Annotated in this window: 15 protein-coding genes; 5 read left to right on the forward strand and 10 right to left on the reverse strand. The window is 69.0% G+C overall.

Annotation, left to right across the window (positions count from 1 at the left end; genetic code table 11):
* Position 1 precedes the first annotated feature (1 nt).
* Positions 2 to 1,180 carry a glycosyltransferase family 4 protein gene (locus VFA08_14075; protein ID HYZ14715.1) on the forward strand — a complete coding sequence of 393 codons (1,179 nt, stop codon included), beginning with the start codon at positions 2 to 4 and terminating at the stop codon, positions 1,178 to 1,180.
* A 10-nt stretch (positions 1,181 to 1,190) separates the two neighbouring features.
* On the opposite strand, the gene VFA08_14080 is transcribed toward VFA08_14075, so the two are convergent.
* Positions 1,191 to 2,579 carry an LCP family protein gene (locus VFA08_14080; protein HYZ14716.1) on the reverse strand — a complete coding sequence of 463 codons (1,389 nt, stop codon included), beginning with the start codon at positions 2,577 to 2,579 and terminating at the stop codon, positions 1,191 to 1,193.
* Between the two features lie 126 nt (positions 2,580 to 2,705).
* Here VFA08_14080 and VFA08_14085 point away from each other — a divergent pair, with 126 nt between their 5' ends.
* On the forward strand, positions 2,706 to 3,599 hold the full coding sequence (locus VFA08_14085; GenBank protein ID HYZ14717.1) for a diguanylate cyclase: 894 nt from the start codon (positions 2,706 to 2,708) through the stop codon (positions 3,597 to 3,599).
* Between the two features lie 32 nt (positions 3,600 to 3,631).
* On the opposite strand, the gene acnA is transcribed toward VFA08_14085, so the two are convergent.
* Both acnA and VFA08_14095 read right to left on the reverse strand, forming a co-directional pair.
* Complete coding sequence (gene acnA / locus VFA08_14090; protein HYZ14718.1) at positions 3,632 to 6,385, reverse strand: aconitate hydratase AcnA; 2,754 nt, start codon at positions 6,383 to 6,385, stop codon at positions 3,632 to 3,634.
* A gap of 73 nt (positions 6,386 to 6,458) precedes the next feature.
* Entirely contained in the window at positions 6,459 to 6,986 is a 528-nt protein-coding gene (locus VFA08_14095) for an acyl-CoA thioesterase (protein HYZ14719.1), read from the reverse strand.
* Between the two features lie 47 nt (positions 6,987 to 7,033).
* Here VFA08_14095 and VFA08_14100 point away from each other — a divergent pair, with 47 nt between their 5' ends.
* Positions 7,034 to 7,795: a hypothetical protein gene (locus VFA08_14100; protein ID HYZ14720.1), complete on the forward strand. Its 762-nt coding sequence runs from the start codon at positions 7,034 to 7,036 to the stop codon at positions 7,793 to 7,795.
* A gap of 27 nt (positions 7,796 to 7,822) precedes the next feature.
* Here VFA08_14100 and VFA08_14105 read toward each other — a convergent pair whose 3' ends face one another.
* Genes VFA08_14105 through VFA08_14120 form a run of 4 tightly spaced genes read right to left on the reverse strand, consistent with a single transcriptional unit; the run spans position 7,823 to position 13,985 of the window.
* Positions 7,823 to 10,105, reverse strand: a complete 2,283-nt coding sequence (locus VFA08_14105) for an SMC family ATPase (protein HYZ14721.1) — start codon at positions 10,103 to 10,105, stop codon at positions 7,823 to 7,825.
* Positions 10,106 to 11,236 (reverse strand): DNA repair exonuclease, encoded by a 1,131-nt coding sequence (locus tag VFA08_14110; protein ID HYZ14722.1) that lies wholly within the window; start codon positions 11,234 to 11,236, stop codon positions 10,106 to 10,108.
* On the reverse strand, positions 11,236 to 12,852 hold the full coding sequence (locus VFA08_14115) for an ATP-binding protein (GenBank protein ID HYZ14723.1): 1,617 nt from the start codon (positions 12,850 to 12,852) through the stop codon (positions 11,236 to 11,238). The genes VFA08_14110 and VFA08_14115 overlap by 1 nt, the downstream gene beginning before the upstream one ends.
* On the reverse strand, positions 12,849 to 13,985 hold the full coding sequence (locus VFA08_14120; protein HYZ14724.1) for a DNA double-strand break repair nuclease NurA: 1,137 nt from the start codon (positions 13,983 to 13,985) through the stop codon (positions 12,849 to 12,851). Before VFA08_14120 ends, VFA08_14115 begins: the two co-directional genes overlap by 4 nt.
* A 130-nt stretch (positions 13,986 to 14,115) precedes the next feature.
* On the opposite strand from VFA08_14120, the gene VFA08_14125 reads away from it, so the two are divergent.
* The gene (locus VFA08_14125; protein ID HYZ14725.1) at positions 14,116 to 14,976 is read left to right on the forward strand and encodes an oxygenase MpaB family protein; all 861 of its coding nucleotides are present in this window, start codon (positions 14,116 to 14,118) and stop codon (positions 14,974 to 14,976) included.
* A gap of 9 nt (positions 14,977 to 14,985) precedes the next feature.
* Here the strand turns inward: VFA08_14125 and VFA08_14130 are convergent, their stop codons facing one another.
* Genes VFA08_14130 through VFA08_14140 form a run of 3 tightly spaced genes read right to left on the reverse strand, consistent with a single transcriptional unit; the run spans position 14,986 to position 17,644 of the window.
* Positions 14,986 to 15,300 carry a YciI family protein gene (locus tag VFA08_14130; GenBank protein ID HYZ14726.1) on the reverse strand — a complete coding sequence of 105 codons (315 nt, stop codon included), beginning with the start codon at positions 15,298 to 15,300 and terminating at the stop codon, positions 14,986 to 14,988.
* Complete coding sequence (locus VFA08_14135; GenBank protein HYZ14727.1) at positions 15,300 to 16,460, reverse strand: acyl-CoA dehydrogenase family protein; 1,161 nt, start codon at positions 16,458 to 16,460, stop codon at positions 15,300 to 15,302. Before VFA08_14135 ends, VFA08_14130 begins: the two co-directional genes overlap by 1 nt.
* 2 nt (positions 16,461 to 16,462) lie before the next feature.
* Positions 16,463 to 17,644, reverse strand: coding sequence for an acetyl-CoA C-acetyltransferase (locus VFA08_14140; protein ID HYZ14728.1), 1,182 nt, complete (start codon positions 17,642 to 17,644; stop codon positions 16,463 to 16,465).
* Positions 17,645 to 17,709: 65 nt separating this feature from the next.
* Between VFA08_14140 and VFA08_14145 the strand changes: the two genes are divergently transcribed.
* Positions 17,710 to 18,585, forward strand: coding sequence for an LLM class flavin-dependent oxidoreductase (locus tag VFA08_14145; GenBank protein ID HYZ14729.1), 876 nt, complete (start codon positions 17,710 to 17,712; stop codon positions 18,583 to 18,585).
* Positions 18,586 to 18,711 lie beyond the last annotated feature (126 nt).

Raw genomic sequence — 18,711 nt, forward strand, 5'->3', positions numbered from 1 at the left:
CATGCGTCTTCTCTTCCTCACGCCGCGCGCGCTCGTCGAGGCCCGGAGCGGAGGGACGATCAAGTCGGCGGCGTTGCTCGAGCACCTCGAACGGCACCACGACGTGGACGTCGCATGCTTCGTTCGTCCCGGGGAGGAATGGAGACGCGACGCCGGCCGTACCGTGACCGTGCCCCTGCACCGCCCGCGTTCCGTCGTGCGTCTCGTCGCGAGCTATTTGCGACGCCGCCCCCTTAGCGTCGAGCGCAACCACAGCGACGAGATGTCGATGACCGTCCGTTCACTCGTCGACACGAACGGATACGACGTCGTGTTCGTCGACGGGTGGTTGATGGCGCAGTACCTCCCGCGCGGATACGGCGGATCGAAGCTCCTGCATCAGCACAACGCCGAACACCTGATGTGGGAGCGCCACGCCGAGCTCGAGACCTCACCGATCCGGCGCTTGCTCGTGCGGTCTGAGGCGGCACGCGTTCGGCGCTACGAGACGCGCATCGTCCCTCGATTCGACGTCGTGTTCGCCGTGTCCGAGGACGATCGCGCGGCGCTCATTGCGATCGCCGATGTGGGCGACGTTCGGATCCTTCCGAACGTCGCCAACCCCGAACTCCTCGAACGGCCAGCGCTCGAGCCACCCCGCGAACCCGTCGTCTTGTTCTTCGGAACGCTCTCGTGGGCACCGAACCTGGAGGGGATGAAGCGGTTCCTCCACGACGGGCTCCCCTCGCTTCAGCGTGCGGTGCCCGGGATTCGCCTCGTCGTCGCCGGCGCCGGGGCTCCGCGCTCGCTCACCTCGCTCGTCGCGAGGGTGCCCGGCGTCGAGCTCGTCCTGGACACGCCCGACGACGAGTCGCTGTACGGGCGAGCCCGCGCCTTCGTCGACGTCGGGCTCGGTGGCTCGGGAACGCGCGTGAAGATCCTGAACGCGCTCGCCCGCGGTCTGCCCGTCGTCGCGACGGCCGACGCCGCGAGGGGGCTCGACGTGACCGCCGGAGGAGACCTGCTCGTGGCGACCGACTCGAACGACGTCGTTCGCGCGCTGACCCGCGTGCTCACCGACGACGCGACGTGGCGGGCACTGAGCGAACGGGGACGCGACCTCGTCCGGAGACGGTACGTACCCGAGGTCGCGTTCAGATCACTCGACGACGCCCTCGGGGCAATGCGCGAACGCAGCTAGTGCGGCACCGTTAGGGACACTCCACCGGACCATCGGCCTCTGGCGGAGGGAGCTCGTAGTTCCGTCCCACGACGACGGCGACGTCCTCGTCGCTGGGAAAGGCCTCCGGTGCGGCGCCGACGATCTCGAGGTCACGGAGGTACGAGCCGACGACCCTCGCCTTCGCCTCTTCGCCCTGCCGATAGAGGATCACCGACCCCTTCACCGGCACGTCTGGCGAAGCCTCCACGGTGCCGGGAGACGTGTCGAATCCACCGTCGGTCAACAGATCGAAGACGGCGTTCGCGTTCGCCGATCCCTGATCCTGAACGGCGACCACGATGTTGGCGGGCGACGGCGGTGTCTGCGGGAGCGTGGCGCCGACCTCGCCGAGCGGACGCCCATCGCGGATCCTGCGGAACAGCTCGTCGGCCTCGGGCTGGACGATCTCGACGGTCGACAGGAACTGACCGTTGACGACCGTGGACGACGGCACCGAGGGGACGGCCCGGAACTCCGCGGCGTCGGTGCTGAGGCCCTGGAGCTGACCGGCGAGGTAGACGAGATCGGCCGGGTTCCGCAGTCCGGGATCGACGACGAAGTTCGCGAGGAGATCGGGAACGAGCGTGGGGAGCCGGAACAGCTGTCCCGGCTCCAGGAGGCGCGAGATCACCGCGCGCAGGAACTGTTGTTGCCGGCTGATGCGCGCGAAATCGGGAACCGAGTCGCACGGCTGGTGCCTCGTCCTTACGTATGCGAGCGCCGTCCGACCGTCGAAGTGCTGACAACCAGCCGGGATGTCCAGAAGCGAGAGGGGGTCGTACATCGGATAGGGGACGCACATGTCGACGCCGCCGAGCGCGTCGACGAGCTTCTGGAAACGCGCCAGGTCCACGTACAGCACGTGATGGACCTGCATCCCCGTGAGCGACTTCACGACGCGAGCGACCCGCTGCGGTCCGCCGCGGTCGATCCCGCCCTCGAACGCGGTGTTGATCTTGCCCATCCCGAGGCCGGGGATGTCGACCCACAGATCTCGGGGGAACGAGAGGAACACGGCCTCGCGTTGGTCGGGTTCGGTGTGGACGAGGATGATCGTGTCCGATCGGTTCTCCCCGCCGAGGTGCTCATCGTCCCCGAAGGCGATGAGCTCCTCCTCAGTGAGTCCCGCGCGCGAGTCGCTGCCGAGCAACAGATAGTTGCATGAACGGTTCGCGCACCGTCCCACGACGTCGATCGGCGCCTCGGGGTCGTCGGGTTGGGTGTTGTCGAAGGTCACGATCTGCCCTCGAGCCCACAGGTACGTGGCGAAGGTGATCGAAGCCGCGACCATCACCAACGCCGACAGCGTCGCGGATAGCGCGAGGAAGACCGTTCGCCCACGTTCGCCACGTCGCGTCGATCGGGTGGAGTCGCTCATGACGTTACGCGTCGAAGGCTACCCGCGGACCACTCGCCGGCATCCGGGCAACGACGTGGCGTTCCTGTGGAGACCCCTCCCCGCGCCTGCCGCGCTATGTCGTCGCCGTGCGGATACGCTGTCCTCGTGCCGGCCTCGAAGCCTCCCGTTGCCGTCCTCGCGGTCGGATTCGACCCCGGCGTCGTCGCCGGTGCGACCGTCGAGACGGCCGACGACCTCCTCGGGGCACTGGCACAACTCGCCGGCGGTGGCGTCGACGTCGTGCTCCTGGCGCTCGACACGCCGGACGCACCCGGCGTGGACGCGGTCCGGTCGATCCGGGAGCGCGCTCCCGACGTGGCGGTGATCGGGGTGCTTTCGGCGGATGACGCCGACCGCGACACGCAGGGCGCCGATGGCGCCGGCGCCGCCGACCGGGCCGGGATCGCGGAACGCGCGATCGACGCCGGCGCCAGCGACGTCGTCTCCGCCGCCTCGCCCGAACTCCTTGCACGCGCCGTTCGGTATGCGACGTCGCTTCGGCGCCTGGAGGACGAGCTCGAACGGGGCCGATTCGTGGACGATCTCACCGGGCTCTACACGACGCGCGGTCTCGAGCACCTCGCCTCGCATCATCTCGCCTACGCCAGCCGTTCGAAGGTACCGGTCACGCTGGTGTTCGTCCGTCTTGACACCCCCGACGCCGCGCCGGAAGACGATGCCGACCAGGACGAACGGCGCCGCGCCGTCACCGAGGCGGCGGACGTGCTTCGCGCCGTCGTCCGCAGCTCGGACGTCCTCGCGCGCGTAGGCCCGAATTCGTTCTGCGTCCTGCTCACCGGCGACGCGTCTGGCGCCGACGCCGTCGTGCTGTCGAGGCTCGTCGAGGCGATCGCGGAGAGCAACGCGCGGAGCGGGCGGTCCTCCCAACTCTCGGTGTCGGTCGGCGCGGCGGCCTACGATCCCGATAACCCGGTCTCGCTCGAAGCGCTGATCGAAGAGGCCGACAGGCGCACGGGGACAGACGTCACCGGCGAGTGATCAGGCTGATTCCCTGCCATACGGGGTCGGTCCTAGCCGCGAAGCATCTCCCGCAGCACCATCTGAAGGATCCCGCCGTGCTGGTAGTACTCCACTTCGGCGGCGGCGTCGATGCGAACCGTCAGGGCGAACCGCGTCTCCCCGCCGTCGGCATTCCGAGCGACGACCTCGACGTCCTGTCTCGGGATCGGACCGCCGGCGAGGCCCGAGATGTCGAAGGTCTCCGTTCCGGTCAGGCCGAGCGTGGCGACCGACTCGCCGGAACGGAACTGCAGGGGCAGCACGCCTAATCCCACGAGGTTGCTGCGGTGGATCCGCTCGAAGCTCTCCGCGATGACCGCGCGGATGCCGAGCAACGCCGGCCCCTTGGCGGCCCAGTCGCGCGACGACCCGCTGCCGTACTCCTTGCCGGCGAGCACGACGAGCGGAACTCCCTCGTCGCGATAACGAAGCGCGGCGTCGTAGATCGTCATCCGTTCGCCGCTCGGCAGGTGCGTCGTCCACGGACCCTCGGCGTCGGAGGCGAGCTCGTTCCGCAGCCGCACGTTGGCGAACGTCCCGCGCATCATCACCTCGTGATTCCCGCGTCGCGCACCGTAGCTGTTGAACTCACGCTGCGGTACGCCGTGGTCGATGAGGTACCGGCCGGCCGGTGAATCCGGACGGATCGCCCCTGCCGGTGAGATGTGATCGGTCGTGATCGAGTCACCGAGCTTCACCAGGCACCGCGCGCCGGCGACGTCGTCGACGACCCCTGGCACGGGCGCAAGATCCTCGAAGAACGGCGGCTCTCGGACGTACGTCGAGTCTAGGTCCCACGCGAACATCGCGCCCTCAGGCGACGGGAGCGCGTTCCACCGCTCGTCGCCGTCGTAGATCCGGCCGTACTCTCGTCGGAACTGGTCGGGCGAGACCGACGCGGCGATCGCCTCGCGGACCTCCTCCGCCGTCGGCCACAGGTCGCGTAGGTACACGGGCGTGCCGTCCGGCGCGACCCCCAGCGGCTGCGTCGTCAGATCGACCTCGGCGTGACCGGCGATGGCGTAGGCCACGCAGAGCGGCGGCGACGCCAGATACGACGCGCGCACCTGCGGGTGGATCCGTCCCTCGAAGTTCCGGTTGCCCGAGAGCACCGCGACGACCGCGAGGTCGCGTTCGGCGACTGCGGCGGCCACCGCGTCCGGCAGGGGCCCCGAATTCCCGATGCACGTCGTGCACCCGAAGCCAACGAGCGAGAACCCGAGCTTGTCGAGGTACGGCTGCAGCCCGGCAGCGTCGAGGTACTCCGTGACGACGCGTGACCCGGGGGCGAGCGAGGTCTTGACCCACGGCTTGGTCTCGAGCCCCGCCTCGACCGCCTTCTTCGCGAGCAGGCCGGCCGCAAGCATCACGCTCGGATTCGACGTGTTCGTGCAGCTCGTGATGGCCGCGATGACGATCGAACCGTGCCGAAGCACGCCGTCGTTCAGTGAGACCGGCTCGGGCTCGCCTACCGGATCGACGACGCGCCCGGTGCTGGCGGCGGGTTCGTTCAGGGCGGTCTGCGCGCCGCCTTCGTCGAGGAACCGCGCCGTCTGCTGGGGTGTCGGGTCCGGCTCGAGCCGATCGCGGAACGCCTCGACGAACGAAGCCCATACGCCGGCGAGCGGTACGCGGTCTTGCGGGCGCTTGGGACCCGCGAGCGACGGCTCGACGCCGGACAGATCGAGGTCGAGGACCTCGCTGAACACCGGCTCGGGATCGCCGTCGCGTCTGAACAGCCCCTGTTCGTTCGCAAAGCGCTCGACGAGATCGACGCGGTCCTCGCGTCCCGTGAAGCGTAGGTACCGAAGCGTCTCCGCGTCGATGGGGAAGAACGCCGCCGTCGCGCCGTACTCGGGACACATGTTCGAGAGCGTCGCGCGGTCCGCGAGCGCGAGCGTCGACAGCCCGTCGCCGAAGAACTCGACGAATGTGCCGACGACGCCGTGCGCGCGAAGCATCTGGGTGAGCGTCAAGACGAGATCGGTTGCGGTCGTTCCGGCCGGAAGCGCACCGACGACGCGGACGCCGATCACGACGGGTGCAGGCAGGAACATTGGCTGGCCGAGCATCGCGGCTTCCGCTTCGATCCCGCCCACACCCCACCCCAGCACGCCGAGCCCGTTGATCATGGTCGTGTGGGAGTCGGTGCCGACGAGCGTGTCTGGCATCGCGATGCCGTCCCTGACCGCGACGACCTTGCCGAGGTGCTCCAGGTTCACCTGGTGGCAGATCCCGGCGCCGGGCGGAACGACGCGAACGCCGTCGAACGCTTGCTGCGCCCACCGGAGGAGCGCGTACCGCTCCGAGTTTCGCCGGTACTCCCAATCGATGTTTGCCTCGTATGCCTCGGGCGAGCGGAACAGGTCCACCTGGACGGAGTGATCGATGATGAGGTCGACGTCGACGAGCGGGTTGACGCGCGAGGGGTCGCCGCTCGCGCGCGCCATCGCCGAACGCATCGCGGCGAGATCGACGACGGCCGGAACACCGGTGAAGTCCTGCATCAAGACGCGGGACGGCATGAACGCAACCGACGCTTCCGGAGCCGGCGCCGGCCACCCCGCCAGGGCTGAGACGTCCTCGTCTCGAACGTCGCGCGTCCCGGCTCTGCGAAGGAGGTTCTCGAGGAGGATCCGAGCGGTGTGCGGGAGCCGTTCGACGTCGCCGACGCCGCGTTCGGCGAGCCACTCGAGCCGGTACAGCTCGACCGGGCCGTCGGCGGTGTCGATCCGCCCCCTCGCGCCGCCGAGGTCGGTGGTCATCTCGTCCTTTCGGGTCGGCCGAACTCCATGGTCCCAGACCGTCGCGTACGGGCTTCGACGGCGGAATGGCGACTTAGACGCGGGCGGATCGGTCCTGCTCGGGTCTCCTCCGGTGGCTCTCGATGGCCTCGCGGTGCGCCAAGCGCATCTCGCGCCGGATCTTCGCCTCTCGCTGCCGGCGGCGCTCGGCCGAGGTCTTCGTCACGAGACGGGGAACGGGTCGCGGCTTTCCCTCGTCGTCGAGCGCGACGAACACGAGGTACGCGCTCGAGGTATGACGGCGTTCACCGCTGATGACGTCCTCGACATCAACGCGGACGCCGACCTCGAGCGAGGTCGTCCCGACGTCGTTCACGGACGCGGCCACCGTCACCAGGTCGCCGACGTGGACCGGGGTGAGAAACGACATCTCGTCGATCGAGGCGGTGACGGCCATGCCGCCGGAGTGCTTCACCGCCGCGATCCCTGCGGCCGTGTCGACCAGCTTCATCACCTCGCCGCCGTGGACGATCCCCGCGATGTTGGCATGGGTGATCTCCATCAGCTGGACGAGCGTCGTGTGCGATTCGGCGACCGTCTTCGTCGACGACGAGGTGGACATCGACCCGATTCTACGGGCGCGGCACCGTACGGCCGTAGCATGACGCGGTGTCCCGATTCCAACGCTTTCTGTTCGTCATTGCGCTCGCCCTCGCGGCGTGTGACGGCGACGGCGGGCAGGTAGCCCAACCGAGCGCCTCCCCCACGCCGACTGCATCGCCCTCGCCCATCGACTCACCGAGCCCGACTCCGACGGCGTCGGGAAGCCCGACTCCGCAACCCCGTCCCATCCCTCCCGCGTGGGCCGCTCCGATCAACAACGACCTCGACGCGTCCGACCTGCCGAGCGAGGCGCTCGTGCCACCGGACGCACAGTCGACCGATCGAGTCGCGCTTCCGGCGGGCAGCGACGTGCCCGATCAGGTCGCGGTGGCCTACGTGATCGGGGACGATCCGTTCGCGGCCGAACACGGCTTCGCGCTGTGGCAGCGGTTCCCGGATCGGCCGCATTGGAGCGTCGTCTTCGCGTTCATCGACGCGGCCGCGGAGGGCGTGCTCGGGATCCGGGTGGAGGCGGGCGATGCGACCGACGACGGCCACGACGACCTCCTCACCTTCGAGGAGATGGGCGGGAGCGGCGCGTGCGGCACGTGGCGCGTGATCGTGAGCGATGCCGACGACACGCGGCAGGTGCTCCGCCGGCGGACGTGCGATGCCCAGTTCCTCATCTCGCCCGGCGCGCTCGAGCTGAGGATGGCGGTCTTCCGACCCGACGACGCGCACTGCTGCCCCAGCGCGTTCCGGCACGTGACGTTCGAATGGGACGGTGAGGCGTTCGAGCGAACGGACGTCGTTGTGGAGCGGTCGTAGCGCAATTGGCCGCGAGCCGTCCGGCGGCTAGACCAGGACCGCCGTGCTCCGTCGACGGCCGGACTTCTCAACGAGGATCGCCGCCGGGAACTGATCCTTCACCCGCTCCGCGTGCGTGATCACGAATAGCTGGTGGAAGCGCGCCGAGAGGCGGCCCAGGGTCTGCACCATCAGGTCCTTGCGCTCCTCGTCGAGCGACCCGAGCACCTCGTCGAGCACCATGATCCCCACGTCGGCATCCGACATCCTCGACAGGTGCGTAGAGATGGCGACGCGGAGCGCGAGGTTGGCCAGGTCTGCCTCGGATCCGGAGAACCGGCCGATGTCGAAGTACGAGTCGCCATCGGCGATCTGGATCGACAGACTCTCGTCGTCGACGCGAAGGTCGTCGTAGGCGTGGTTCGTGAGCTCCCGGAACAGCACCTCGGCCTCGCGAGAGAGCTCGGGGCCAACGCGGGCCACGAGGTGATCTCGGAAGCCGTCGAGGAGCATGGCGACGCGCTCGACGTAGCGCGCCTCCGAACGGAGCTCGTCGACCCGCGCGGCGGTCTGTCTCGCCTGAGCGAGCGCCGCCGTGACCACAGCGAGTTGCTTATCGGCGTCCTTCGCATCGTCGCTGGCCTCGCGCTCGGCCGTCGTCGCCTCCTCCAGCGTGCGCTCCGCGTCGTCGAGGGCGGAACGCCGTTGGTCGTGTGCCCGAGGATCGAAAGCGATCGCCTCGGCCTCGTCCGTGAGGGCGGTCAGCTCGGCGTCGATCGCACGGAGTCGTTCCCCTGCCGCGGCGAGGTCCGTCTCGAGCTGTACCAGGTGCTTGCGTTCTGCCGCAATCTCCGCGATCTCCTTGCCCAGCGCCGAGATTCGATCGACGTCGGCTCGGAGGCCGTCGAGATCGGGCGGCGTGCCGTCGAACGGTTTGGCGAGGACCTCGACCTCCGCGCGAAGCGCATCGGCGTTCTCGGCGAACTGCGCTCGACGCCGTTCGGCGTCGAGCGTCGCCTGGGCGTTCTTCGTCGCGTTGTCGAACGCCTTCTGCGCGCGTGAGAGCGCCGTCGCCGCCTGTTTCATCGCTCGCTCCGCCGCCGACGCGGTCCTCTTCGCCGCGGCGACGTCGGCACGACAGTGCTTCACGTAGTCGGCGAAGTCGTCGCCGAGCGGCCGTCCGCACGTCGGGCAGGGCTGCGTGGGATCGGCCTCGGCGGCCCGGGCCAACCGATCCTCGGCCGCCTCCTGCAGCGACGCCGCGTGAGAACGCTCGGCGGCCGAGCGAGCCGACGCGTCGCGCGCGTTCGCGAGCGTCGCCTCCGCCGCCGAGAGGGCATCCCGGTCGGCGTCGGCGTCGGCAGGCGGTACGTCGGCGAGCCGCCTCTGCGCCGCTTCCAGCTTCTCCAGGGCGTCGGCGAGCCTCGTGCCGGCACGCAGCCGCGATTCGACGTCGCCCGCACGTTCCAGCTCATCCTGCAATTCGGGCAGTACCGCGAGACGCTCGCGGATGCCCTCGGCCCGTTCGGCGAGCTCCTCGCCTCGTTCAACGACGGCCTCGCGCTGCTCGATCTTCGCGCGAAGTTGGACGGTCAGCTTCTCGACGCGCTCTCGCGCCGCGTCGATCTCCTGGAACGCTTTACGGGCTGCCTTGGCTTTCGTCGTCGCCGTCTTCAGCTCCGCCGCGGCGGCCTTCGCCCCCTTCGCGGCCTCGGCCGCCGCGTCCTTCGCCTCCTTCAACTCGGCCTCGAGAGCGGCGATATCGGCAACGGCGTCTTCCAACTGCCCGGCGCTCTCCCGTGTGGCGCGGGCCTCGCGTCTCGCGAACGTCCGCGCGTCGTCGACCGGCTTGATACCGAGGAGCCGGAGCGCCATCTCCTTGCGTCGCGCCGGGCTGAGGTCCGAGAACGCGTCGAGCTGTTTCTGCTCCGCGTAGACCGAGGAACGGAACACGTGGAGATCCATGTGCAGGAGCCGACGTAGCTCTGCGTCGACATCGGTCGTGCCGGACGCCAGCAACAGCTCGCCGCCGTACAGCTCGGCCTCCGGGGTGTGACCTCGGCCCTTGATCGATCGGCGCACCTCGAACTGCGAGCCGGCGTGCTCGAACACCACGCGCACCTCGCAGTCGGTCAGCACGCCGTGCGTCCTGATCTCCTGCTTCTTCGTGCGGGCCGCGTCGACCCCGTACAACGCGAACGCCACCGACTCGACGAGCGTCGTCTTCCCCGCTCCGTTCTCACCGAAGATACCGATCACGCGTGCGGGGATCTCCAGGTCGACCTCTTCGAACACGCGGTAGTTGCGCAGCGAGAGCTCGAGGACGCGCACTTACACCGTCTCCCCTTGCGCGTCGACGAGGAACCGAGAGCCGAGCGCGACCACCCGCTCGCGATCGAGCCCCGCGAGATCCTGCGGCTCGACGTACGTGGCCCACTCTTGCTCGAGCGAACCGACCACCGGTCCGCCCTGCACGGCGAACGCCTCGGCGCCGTAGTCGGGTTCGACCTGCACCCACAGCGCCGCGGGAACCGCCTCCTGGAACTGCTCGTTCGCCACCTGACGGAACGACGCCGGGTCGACGCCGTTCAGGTATGCGCGGACGATCGCGCCCGACGGGGTGCCCGCTGCGGCCTTCTCCACCGCGTCGACGAGCTCGCCGGCGGATAGGCCGTCCGCGGATATGCCGACCGTGGCGAGCGGGCGCTCGTGGGGGTTCTCCACGTGCTCGACCGAACCCGTGTCGGTATCGACGACGACGAGGCCCTTGGGAGTCTCCGGGCTGTCGGCGAACGAGAACGTGTCGGTGGAGCCCGCGTACCAGGTGCGCTTGGAGACCTTCTGCAGCGCGTGATAGTGCCCGAGGATCACCAGGTCGAACGCCTTGTCGAACGAAGCCTCCTCGACCTCGAGCTCGTTGATGTCGCGCCAGGCCCGCGCGGGGAGCGACGTCAGCGCGACGTGCGCCAGCAGTAGGTTCGTCTGGTCGGTCCGAGTCCGTCCTGCCGCAACCCCGAGCTCCTTCCGGAGATCCTCCACGGACATCGTCTGCGGAACGGCGTGAACCGCGACGCCGGCGACCTCCGCGGTCACCGCCTCCATCCGCCACGCGAACGTGACGTCGGGGAACACCCGCTCGAGCGCGTCGTAGGGCGATCCGGTTCCCCGCACCCTCGGCGTATCGTGGTTCCCGCTGATCGCGGCGCCTTTCAAACCTGCATCCGAGAGACGCTGAAGCCCAGCGAGCACGTGGGCGAACGTTCGGTACGTCGGCCGGGCGTGATCGAACACGTCGCCGAGCCACACGAACCCGTCCGGCTCTCGCGCGATCGTCTCGTCGATCGCCCACGTGAACGCGCGCAGGAAGTCCTCCTCCCGAACGTTCCGGCCGTGCTCGTCGCGGAGGTGAGCGAGGTGCGACCGGCCGAGGTGCGCGTCGCCGAATGCGACGAGTCGCGCCACTACTCGGCGAACCCCCGAGCGGCTCCGTGGGGCCTCGCCGGCATCGGCGAGGGCCCGGCCACCGACTTCAGGTAGTCCTCGTATAGATAGATCTGCGCGGGAAGCGCGAACGGCGCCTCGAGGTTGGTCACGATCGCCTCGCCGGGCATGAGCGTTTGGATCTCGGGGCCGAGATCGGAGATGTCCTGCTTGGAGCTCCCTCGGAGGATGTTGCGGTCCTTCTCGTCGGCCAGGCCCAGGATGAAGAACGTGTTGAACTGCGACAGGAGCTCGTCGTCGATCAGCTTCGGTTGCTGCGAGACCGCGCACATCCCGACCTTGAACTTTCGCCCCTCGCGCGCGAGACGCGGGAAGACGTTCTCGTCCGATCGCGCCACGCGCGACAGCACGCGCTGCGCCTCCTCGAGCGCGACGAGCGTCGGCGGGAGCGCGGCGAACCGATCCCGGTCCGACAGGTAGGTGTCGGCATATGCGTCGAGGACACGGCGGGTGATCACCGACGCCACCAGGATCTCCTCCATCGACGAAAGCCCGCTCGTGTCGACGAGCACGGAGTAGCCATCCATCAGCTCGTCCACGATCCGAGCCGAGAGCGACGGCTGGGACGGATCCCGCGAGATGCACGGCAGCTCGAGGATCCGTTGCGCGCGACGCTGGATGACCTGCAGCGTGCTCGTTGCGACGTTCAGGTCCTCGGCGAGCGTCGACACGTCGTCCTCCTCGCCGACCTTGCTGATCCACTCCTCGCGAAAGAACCGGACGAGTCGGTAGATGGCGTCCTCCTGCGCGTGGCTCCACTCGTACGCGGTCTGGAGATCCCCGAGCGTCAGCTCCGACAGGGCGAGACGGAGCGCTGTGGCGCGGGCTCCCGTCGCCCTGGTGGCGTACACGCGAAGCCGGTCGGCCGCCCAGGGGTGCTCACGGAGGCCGCGTCGCGTTCCGCTGCCGCCCTCGAGGTACTCGCCGTGCGGATCGAAGAGCAGGCAGGCGTACCGCCCCTGCGACGCCAGGATCTCCCCGGCGAGAACCTTCATCAGGTTCGACTTGCCCATCCCCGTCGTGGCGAAGACCCCGACGTGCGAGGTGAGCGTCTGCCCCTTGATCCCGACCTCGAGATCGATCGTGTCCTCGCCCGAGCGCAACAGGCCGACGCGGACGTCGCCCATTCGCTCGCGGAGGAACTCGAAGTCTTCGGGCGTCGGGGACGTCACCTTGGCGAACTGCGATGGGAGCGACTTGGGCTTTCGGAACGACCCGCCCGCGTCGAGGTAGCCGAGCGGCTGGCACGTGGCGACCTTGTACAGGCGCTGCTCCGGATCGTGCAGGGCGTACGTCGCGCCGGACGCGTCGCCCATCATGTACGCGCCGGCCGTCCGCTCCGACCACGATGGATCCGACGAGTCCGAGCCATGCGTCACATCGATAACCCGGAACAGGAACCGTCTGGCGCGCTCGAGATCCTCCGCCGCGAGCAGCTCCCCGAGGAACAGGTCCGAGCCGTAGAACGATCGGAACGTCGCCTCGAGAACGCTCTTGCCGAACAGCCGCCCCTTGTAGTCCCCACCTGGGGGGCGAACGCTCGGGCGGTCGCGCTCACTTCGTTCGCCCGCCGTCACCGGTTGAGCACCTCGTGGAAGTCCTGGAACAAGACCTCGATGTCGTCCTCCGCCATCCCCCGGCCGGAGAGCGCATCGCGGAAGGCGCGCCGAACGTCCACGACGTCGTAGCCCGTCACCCGCGCCGCCTGGTGTGCTCGGGCGAGTGGGTAGGGATACCCCACGAATGCCGGGTCGTCGGCGAGCGCCGCGACGCGCCCGAGGACCTCGTTCGCGTCGAGTCGTCCGCGAGCAACGTCGATCCTGAACGCGAACGACGCCGTCGGCGCGAGATGCCCGACGAAGATGTCGCCGACGTACAACCGTCCGAACTTGGGGTCCGTCGAGATGCGCACAGCCCATCTGGACGACGGCGCCTCGCGGTCGCCACGACGTTTCAGCAGCCCGACGAGCGGCGCGTTCCGTCCCCAGTACAGCGTGGACGCCTTGACCACCCCGGCCATGACGACACCTTGCTCGACCGCTCGCCGATGGACGCGTTGCACCACGGTCTGCGGAACGAGCGGCCCGCCGTGCAGCGACCCGTCGATGAGCACCAGGTCGCCCTCGCGAGCTTCCTCGACGGTCCGCGCCACCTCACTCCATTCAGACCACTCCCGAAGCGCATCCACCGGACGGGGCAGGTCGGGAAGGCGCTCCGGCTCGGCGCCGCAGAGCTCGGTGAGCGCAGCGCGGGCGAGCCTGTCCATCTCCTCGGTGGAGACGGCGTGCACCACGAGCGAGGGACGGTCGATCGCTGCCGTGGATCCGTTCTGGAACCGCACGCGCGCGGCTCGATGCCCCACGACCTGGAACGACCGCCCGTCGGCGACGACGCACGATCCGCCGTCGATCGCCCACACGACACCCGGTCCGACGGGCTCGATCGGTATGAGCTCGTACCCGTCGGGATGGCCCTCGACCACGAGCGCCTCGTCCAGCCCGAGCTGCGCTTCGAGCACTCGGATGTCGGTTCCGGGGCGCTCCAGGAGGTCGACCACGAACCTGGCCGCGTCATCGAGCTGACCGCGCTCGTAGAGCTCGAGGTTGACGACCCGGGCCTCCTCGGAGGCGGTCGGCGCTGAGACGACCGACTGGGTGGCCACCGGGCGCATCGCGCTCGCTCCTCGAGCGTTCCGCACCGCTTCCGTCATCGCCCGAAGCGTAGCCGAGGGCTCCGACGCGTCCGAGCATCCGACCACGGCGCGCGATCATTCGGGCCATATCCAGCGAGGCAACCCCGGGGAACGCCCGCACGCAGGCTCTGAGGGCTACGCTCGCGCGGTGACGGCAACGCTCGTTCGGGGCTTCGGTGACGTCGTCCGAGGCTTCCCGAAGACGACGCGCGGCACCGAAGGCGACCCGGGGCTGTTCGGTCCCGGGTCACTGGCGTGGCGGATCAACGCCGAGTCGATCCTGCTCATGGGCGGCGGCCGAGCGCTGCTCATGCAGGTCGCGCACCCGATGGTCGCGGCCGGCGTCGCCGATCACAGCGACTTCACGGTGGCACCGTTCGACCGGCTGTGGCGAACCGTGGACACGGCGCTCACGGTGATCTTTGGCGACTCGTCCCACTGGCAAGCCGCAGTCGAACGCGTTCACCGCGTCCACGAAACCGTCTACGGACAGCGCCACGGCGCGCGGTACTCGGCCCTCGATCCGGAGCTCCTGCTGTGGGTGCATGCGACGCTCGTCGACTCGTCGATCGAGGCGTACGCGCGACTGGTGCGGCCGATCCCCCTCGTCGTTCGAGAGCGCTACTACCGTGAGATGCGCCGGATGGGGACGGCGTTCGGCGTGCCGGAGGCTCTCCATCCCGCCACGTACACGGATTTCCGCGCGTACCTCACGCGAACGATGTCGACGCTGCACATCGGCGACGAATGCCGAGCGGTGGCCCGAATCGTGCTCTCCCCACCGGCTCCGCTGGTGCTGTGGCCCGCCGGGCTCGCCTCCGGGTTGCTGTCTGTCGGGTTGCTGCCGGCGCGAATGCGGAGGGAGCTCGGCTTGCGGTGGAACGGCGCAACGGAACGAGCGTTCTCCGCGGCTGCGGCCGTCGTGCGTTCGACCCTACCGCTGCTACCCGACCACGTCCGAAGATGGCCGCACGCCCGCGAAGCCGAGCGCCGAATGGGACTCGTGTAGCGGGCTACCTCAGCTTCTGGCCTCGTCCGGCATCCATGCGCCGACGGCGGTGCGGAACGGGTGAACCTCGAAGTGCTGCCACACGCCCTCGGTCACGTACGGATCGTTGCGCTGCCAGTCGTCGAGCCCGTCGCGCGTTTCGAAGTCGGCTAGGATCGTCGATCCGACCATCGTGCCGGCGTCGTCGAGGATCGCGCCGCCAAGGAGAACCTGTCCTCGCTCCACGAACGGCCGGATGAACTCGAGGTGCTTGGGCCGCACGCGAGCGCGGCGTTCGGGCGCGTCCGCGTCGTCGCCGTCCCGCCCGATCACGATGAACTGCACTAGGCGAACGCCTTCAGCAGCTCACGTGCGATCACGACGCGCTGGATCTGGTTGGTCCCCTCGTAGATCTGGGTGATCTTCGCGTCCCGCATGTACCGTTCGACCGGGTACTCGCGGATGTAGCCGTACCCGCCCAAGACCTGTACCGCGTCGGTCGTGATGCGCATCGCCGCATCCGAAGCGAAGCACTTGGCGACGCTCGAGAAGTACGTCATCCGCTCGTCGCCCGCGTCGCAGAGCGCGAGCGACTTGTACACGAGCATCCGCGCCGCCTCGAGCTGCATCGCCATGTCGGCCACCATGAACGAGACGCCCTGAAACTCGCCGATGGGCTTGCCGAACTGCTGTCGTTCGGTCGCGTATCGGGCGGCGAAGTCGAACGCGCCCTGCGCGATGCCGAGCGCCTGCGCGGCGATGGCCGGCCGCGAGTAGTCAAGGGTTCGCATCGCGTAGGCGAAGCCCTCACCCTCATCGCCGATCAGCCGGTCGGCGGGGACGCGCGCCCCGTCGCAGATCACCTCGCGAGTCGGCGATCCGCGGATGCCCATCTTGTCTTCCTTGCGCCCGAACGAGACTCCTGGGTCGTCGCGCATCACGAGGAACGCCGACACGCCCTTGGCGCGCGTCGACGGATCCTTCGTGGCGAACACGACGTACCCGTGCGAAACACCGGCCCCGGTAATGAACCGCTTCGTTCCGCTCAGCACGAACTCGTCGCCGTCGCGTTCGTACCGCGTGGTCATCGCGGCGGGATCCGAACCCGCGCCGGGCTCCGTCAACGCGTATGACATCAGCACGTCGCCGCGAGCGATCCCCTCGGTCATCTGTTTGGCTTTCGCGTCGTCTCCCGCGACCACCAGCGGGATCACGCCGAGCTTCGAGACGAGTGGGGTGAGCGACACGCCTGCCGAGACTCGCGAGAGCTCCTCGATGAACACTCCGAACGCGAGCGAGCCGCCGCCCGAACCGCCGTGCTCCTCGGGGTAGCCCACGCCCATCAGGTCGTTCTCGACGAGGACCTTGTACACGTCCTCGGGCCACTCGTCCGTCTCGTCGATCTCGGCCGCGCGCGGCTCGATCCTCTCCTCTGCGATGGTTCGGACAAGGCGGCGGAACTCCTCGAGCTCTTCGGGCAGCTCGAACCGCTCGAGCTCGGCCATGCTCAGGCGATGCGCCGTACGACCAACGCGTCGCCCTGTCCGCCACCTCCGCAGATCGTCGCGCCGCCAAGATCGACGCCGCGCCGGCGCATCTCGTGGACCAGGGTCAGGACGATCCGCGCGCCGCTGGCGCCGATGGGGTGGCCGAGCGCCACGGCTCCGCCGTTCACGTTGACGAGCTCCTCGTCGAAGCCCAGGACGCGCGTGACGTTCACCGCGACGGCGGCGAACGCCTCGTTCACCTCGAGGAGCCCGAGGTCGTGAACGTCGAGCTGCGCCTTCTTGACGGCGTTCTGAAGCGCTATCGCCGGAACCGTGTGCAGGTACGGGAATCGATCGGCCGACATCCCGTGGGCGACGATCTCGGCGATCGGCGCCAGGCCAAGCCTGTCTGCCCGTTCGCGGCTCATCACGACGACCGCGGCCCCGCCGTCGCTGATCTGCGAGGCGTTCCCTGCCGTGATCGTCCCGTCAGGACGGAACGCGGGGTTCAGCTTGCCAAGCGACTCGACGGTCGATTGCGGCCTGATGCCCTCGTCGCGTTCGACGATGGTCGCGCCGCCGCGGGACGAAACCTCCACGGCCACGACTTCCTCAGCGAGCGCGCCGGATTCCCATCCCGCCGCCGCCCGGCGGTGGGAACGCGCCGCCCACTCGTCCTGCTCCGTTCGCGTGATCCCGAGCTCGGCGTTGATCTCATCGGAGGACTCGCCCATGTGCTGGCGCGTGAACGTCGACCACAGGCCGTCGTGGATCATCGAGTCGACCAACTCGGTGTCGCCGAGCCGAGAACCGTCCCGCGCCTTCGGCAGCACGTAGGGGGCGCCGGACATCGACTCCATGCCGCCGGCGACGACGATCTCGACCTCGCCCGCCCGGATCAGCTGATCGGCGAGCGCGATCGCGTTGATGCCCGACAGGCAGACCTTGTTGATCGTGACGGCCGGCACTTCCTTGGGGATCCCGGCCCCGATGGCCGCCTGCCGCGCAGTGATCTGGCCCGCGCCGGCCTGTAGGACGTGACCCATGATCACGTAGTCGACTTGTCCGGGATCGACGTCTGACCTCGCCAGGGCCTCGCGGATCGCCACGGCGCCGAGGTCGACGGCCGGGACGTCGGACAGACCACCCTTCAGCTTGCCGATGGGGGTCCGTGCACCGCCGATCACGACGGAAGAGGTCATGCCGTCCTCTCGTTGTGAAGGATGAATCCAGTTTACGGCGCGGGTGTGATCGAAAGGACGCGCGCATGAAGGCGCCACGGTTCGGCATCTCGATCATCCCCTCGGCGTCCGGCCGTTCGGACCCGGTCGCCGAAGCGGTTCACGCGGAGGAGCTCGGTTTCGACCTCGTCACGGTCTGGGACCACCCGCATGGCGAGCACCCGTCGTTCGAGACGTGGACCCTGATGACACGGATCGCCGCCCGGACGAGCCGGATCCGCGTGGCGTCCGACGTGCTCGGCCTTCCGCTCCGCCTGCCGGCCCTGACGGCAAAGATGGCCGAATCGCTGGATCGACTCTCCAACGGCCGCCTGATCCTCGGCCTCGGCGGAGGAGGCAGCGACGCGGAGTTCGCAGGTTACGGCGCGCCCATGAGGGCGCCCGACGAGAAGGTCGAGGCGCTCGAAGAGGCGCTCACCGTGATCCGCGGTGCTTGGGCGGAGCCGGCGTTCACGTTCAAGGGGCGGCACTACCGAACGGATGGCACGCAGCTCGAGCCCAAACCGGCCCATTCGATCCCCATCTGGCTCGGCACGTACGGGCCGAGGGCGCGAGAGCTCACGGGCCGCTTGGCGGACGGATGGATCCCGTCGCTCGCCTACCTCCCCCTGCCGCAGGCAAGACGGAGCATCGTGGACGTTCGCGCATCGGCGGAGCGCGCCGGGCGAGACCCGGATGATCTCGACTACGCCGTCAACGTCGGCGTCAGGATCGGTGGTCCGGCGCCACCCGATGAGGATCGAAGGCTGGGCGGGGAGCCGGACGAGATCATCGAGCGCGTCCTGGAGATCCTCGACGGCGGCTTCACCGTCGTGAATTTCTTCGTCGGGGGGCGCCGCGAGGATCAGGCGGAACGGTTGGCGATCGAGGTCCTTCCGGTCGTACGTCAGACCCCTACCTGAACCTCCCGGCGCCAGCGGTCGAACAGCTCGAGCGAGTCGAGGCAGAAACGTTTCCGCTTGATCATGGCGTCGACCGCGTCGAGCGAAACGAACGATCCCCATACGACCTCGGTCGGCTGCCACACG

The organism is Actinomycetota bacterium (genome assembly GCA_035640355.1).
Classification (GTDB): domain Bacteria; phylum Actinomycetota; class UBA4738; order UBA4738; family HRBIN12; genus CALGFI01.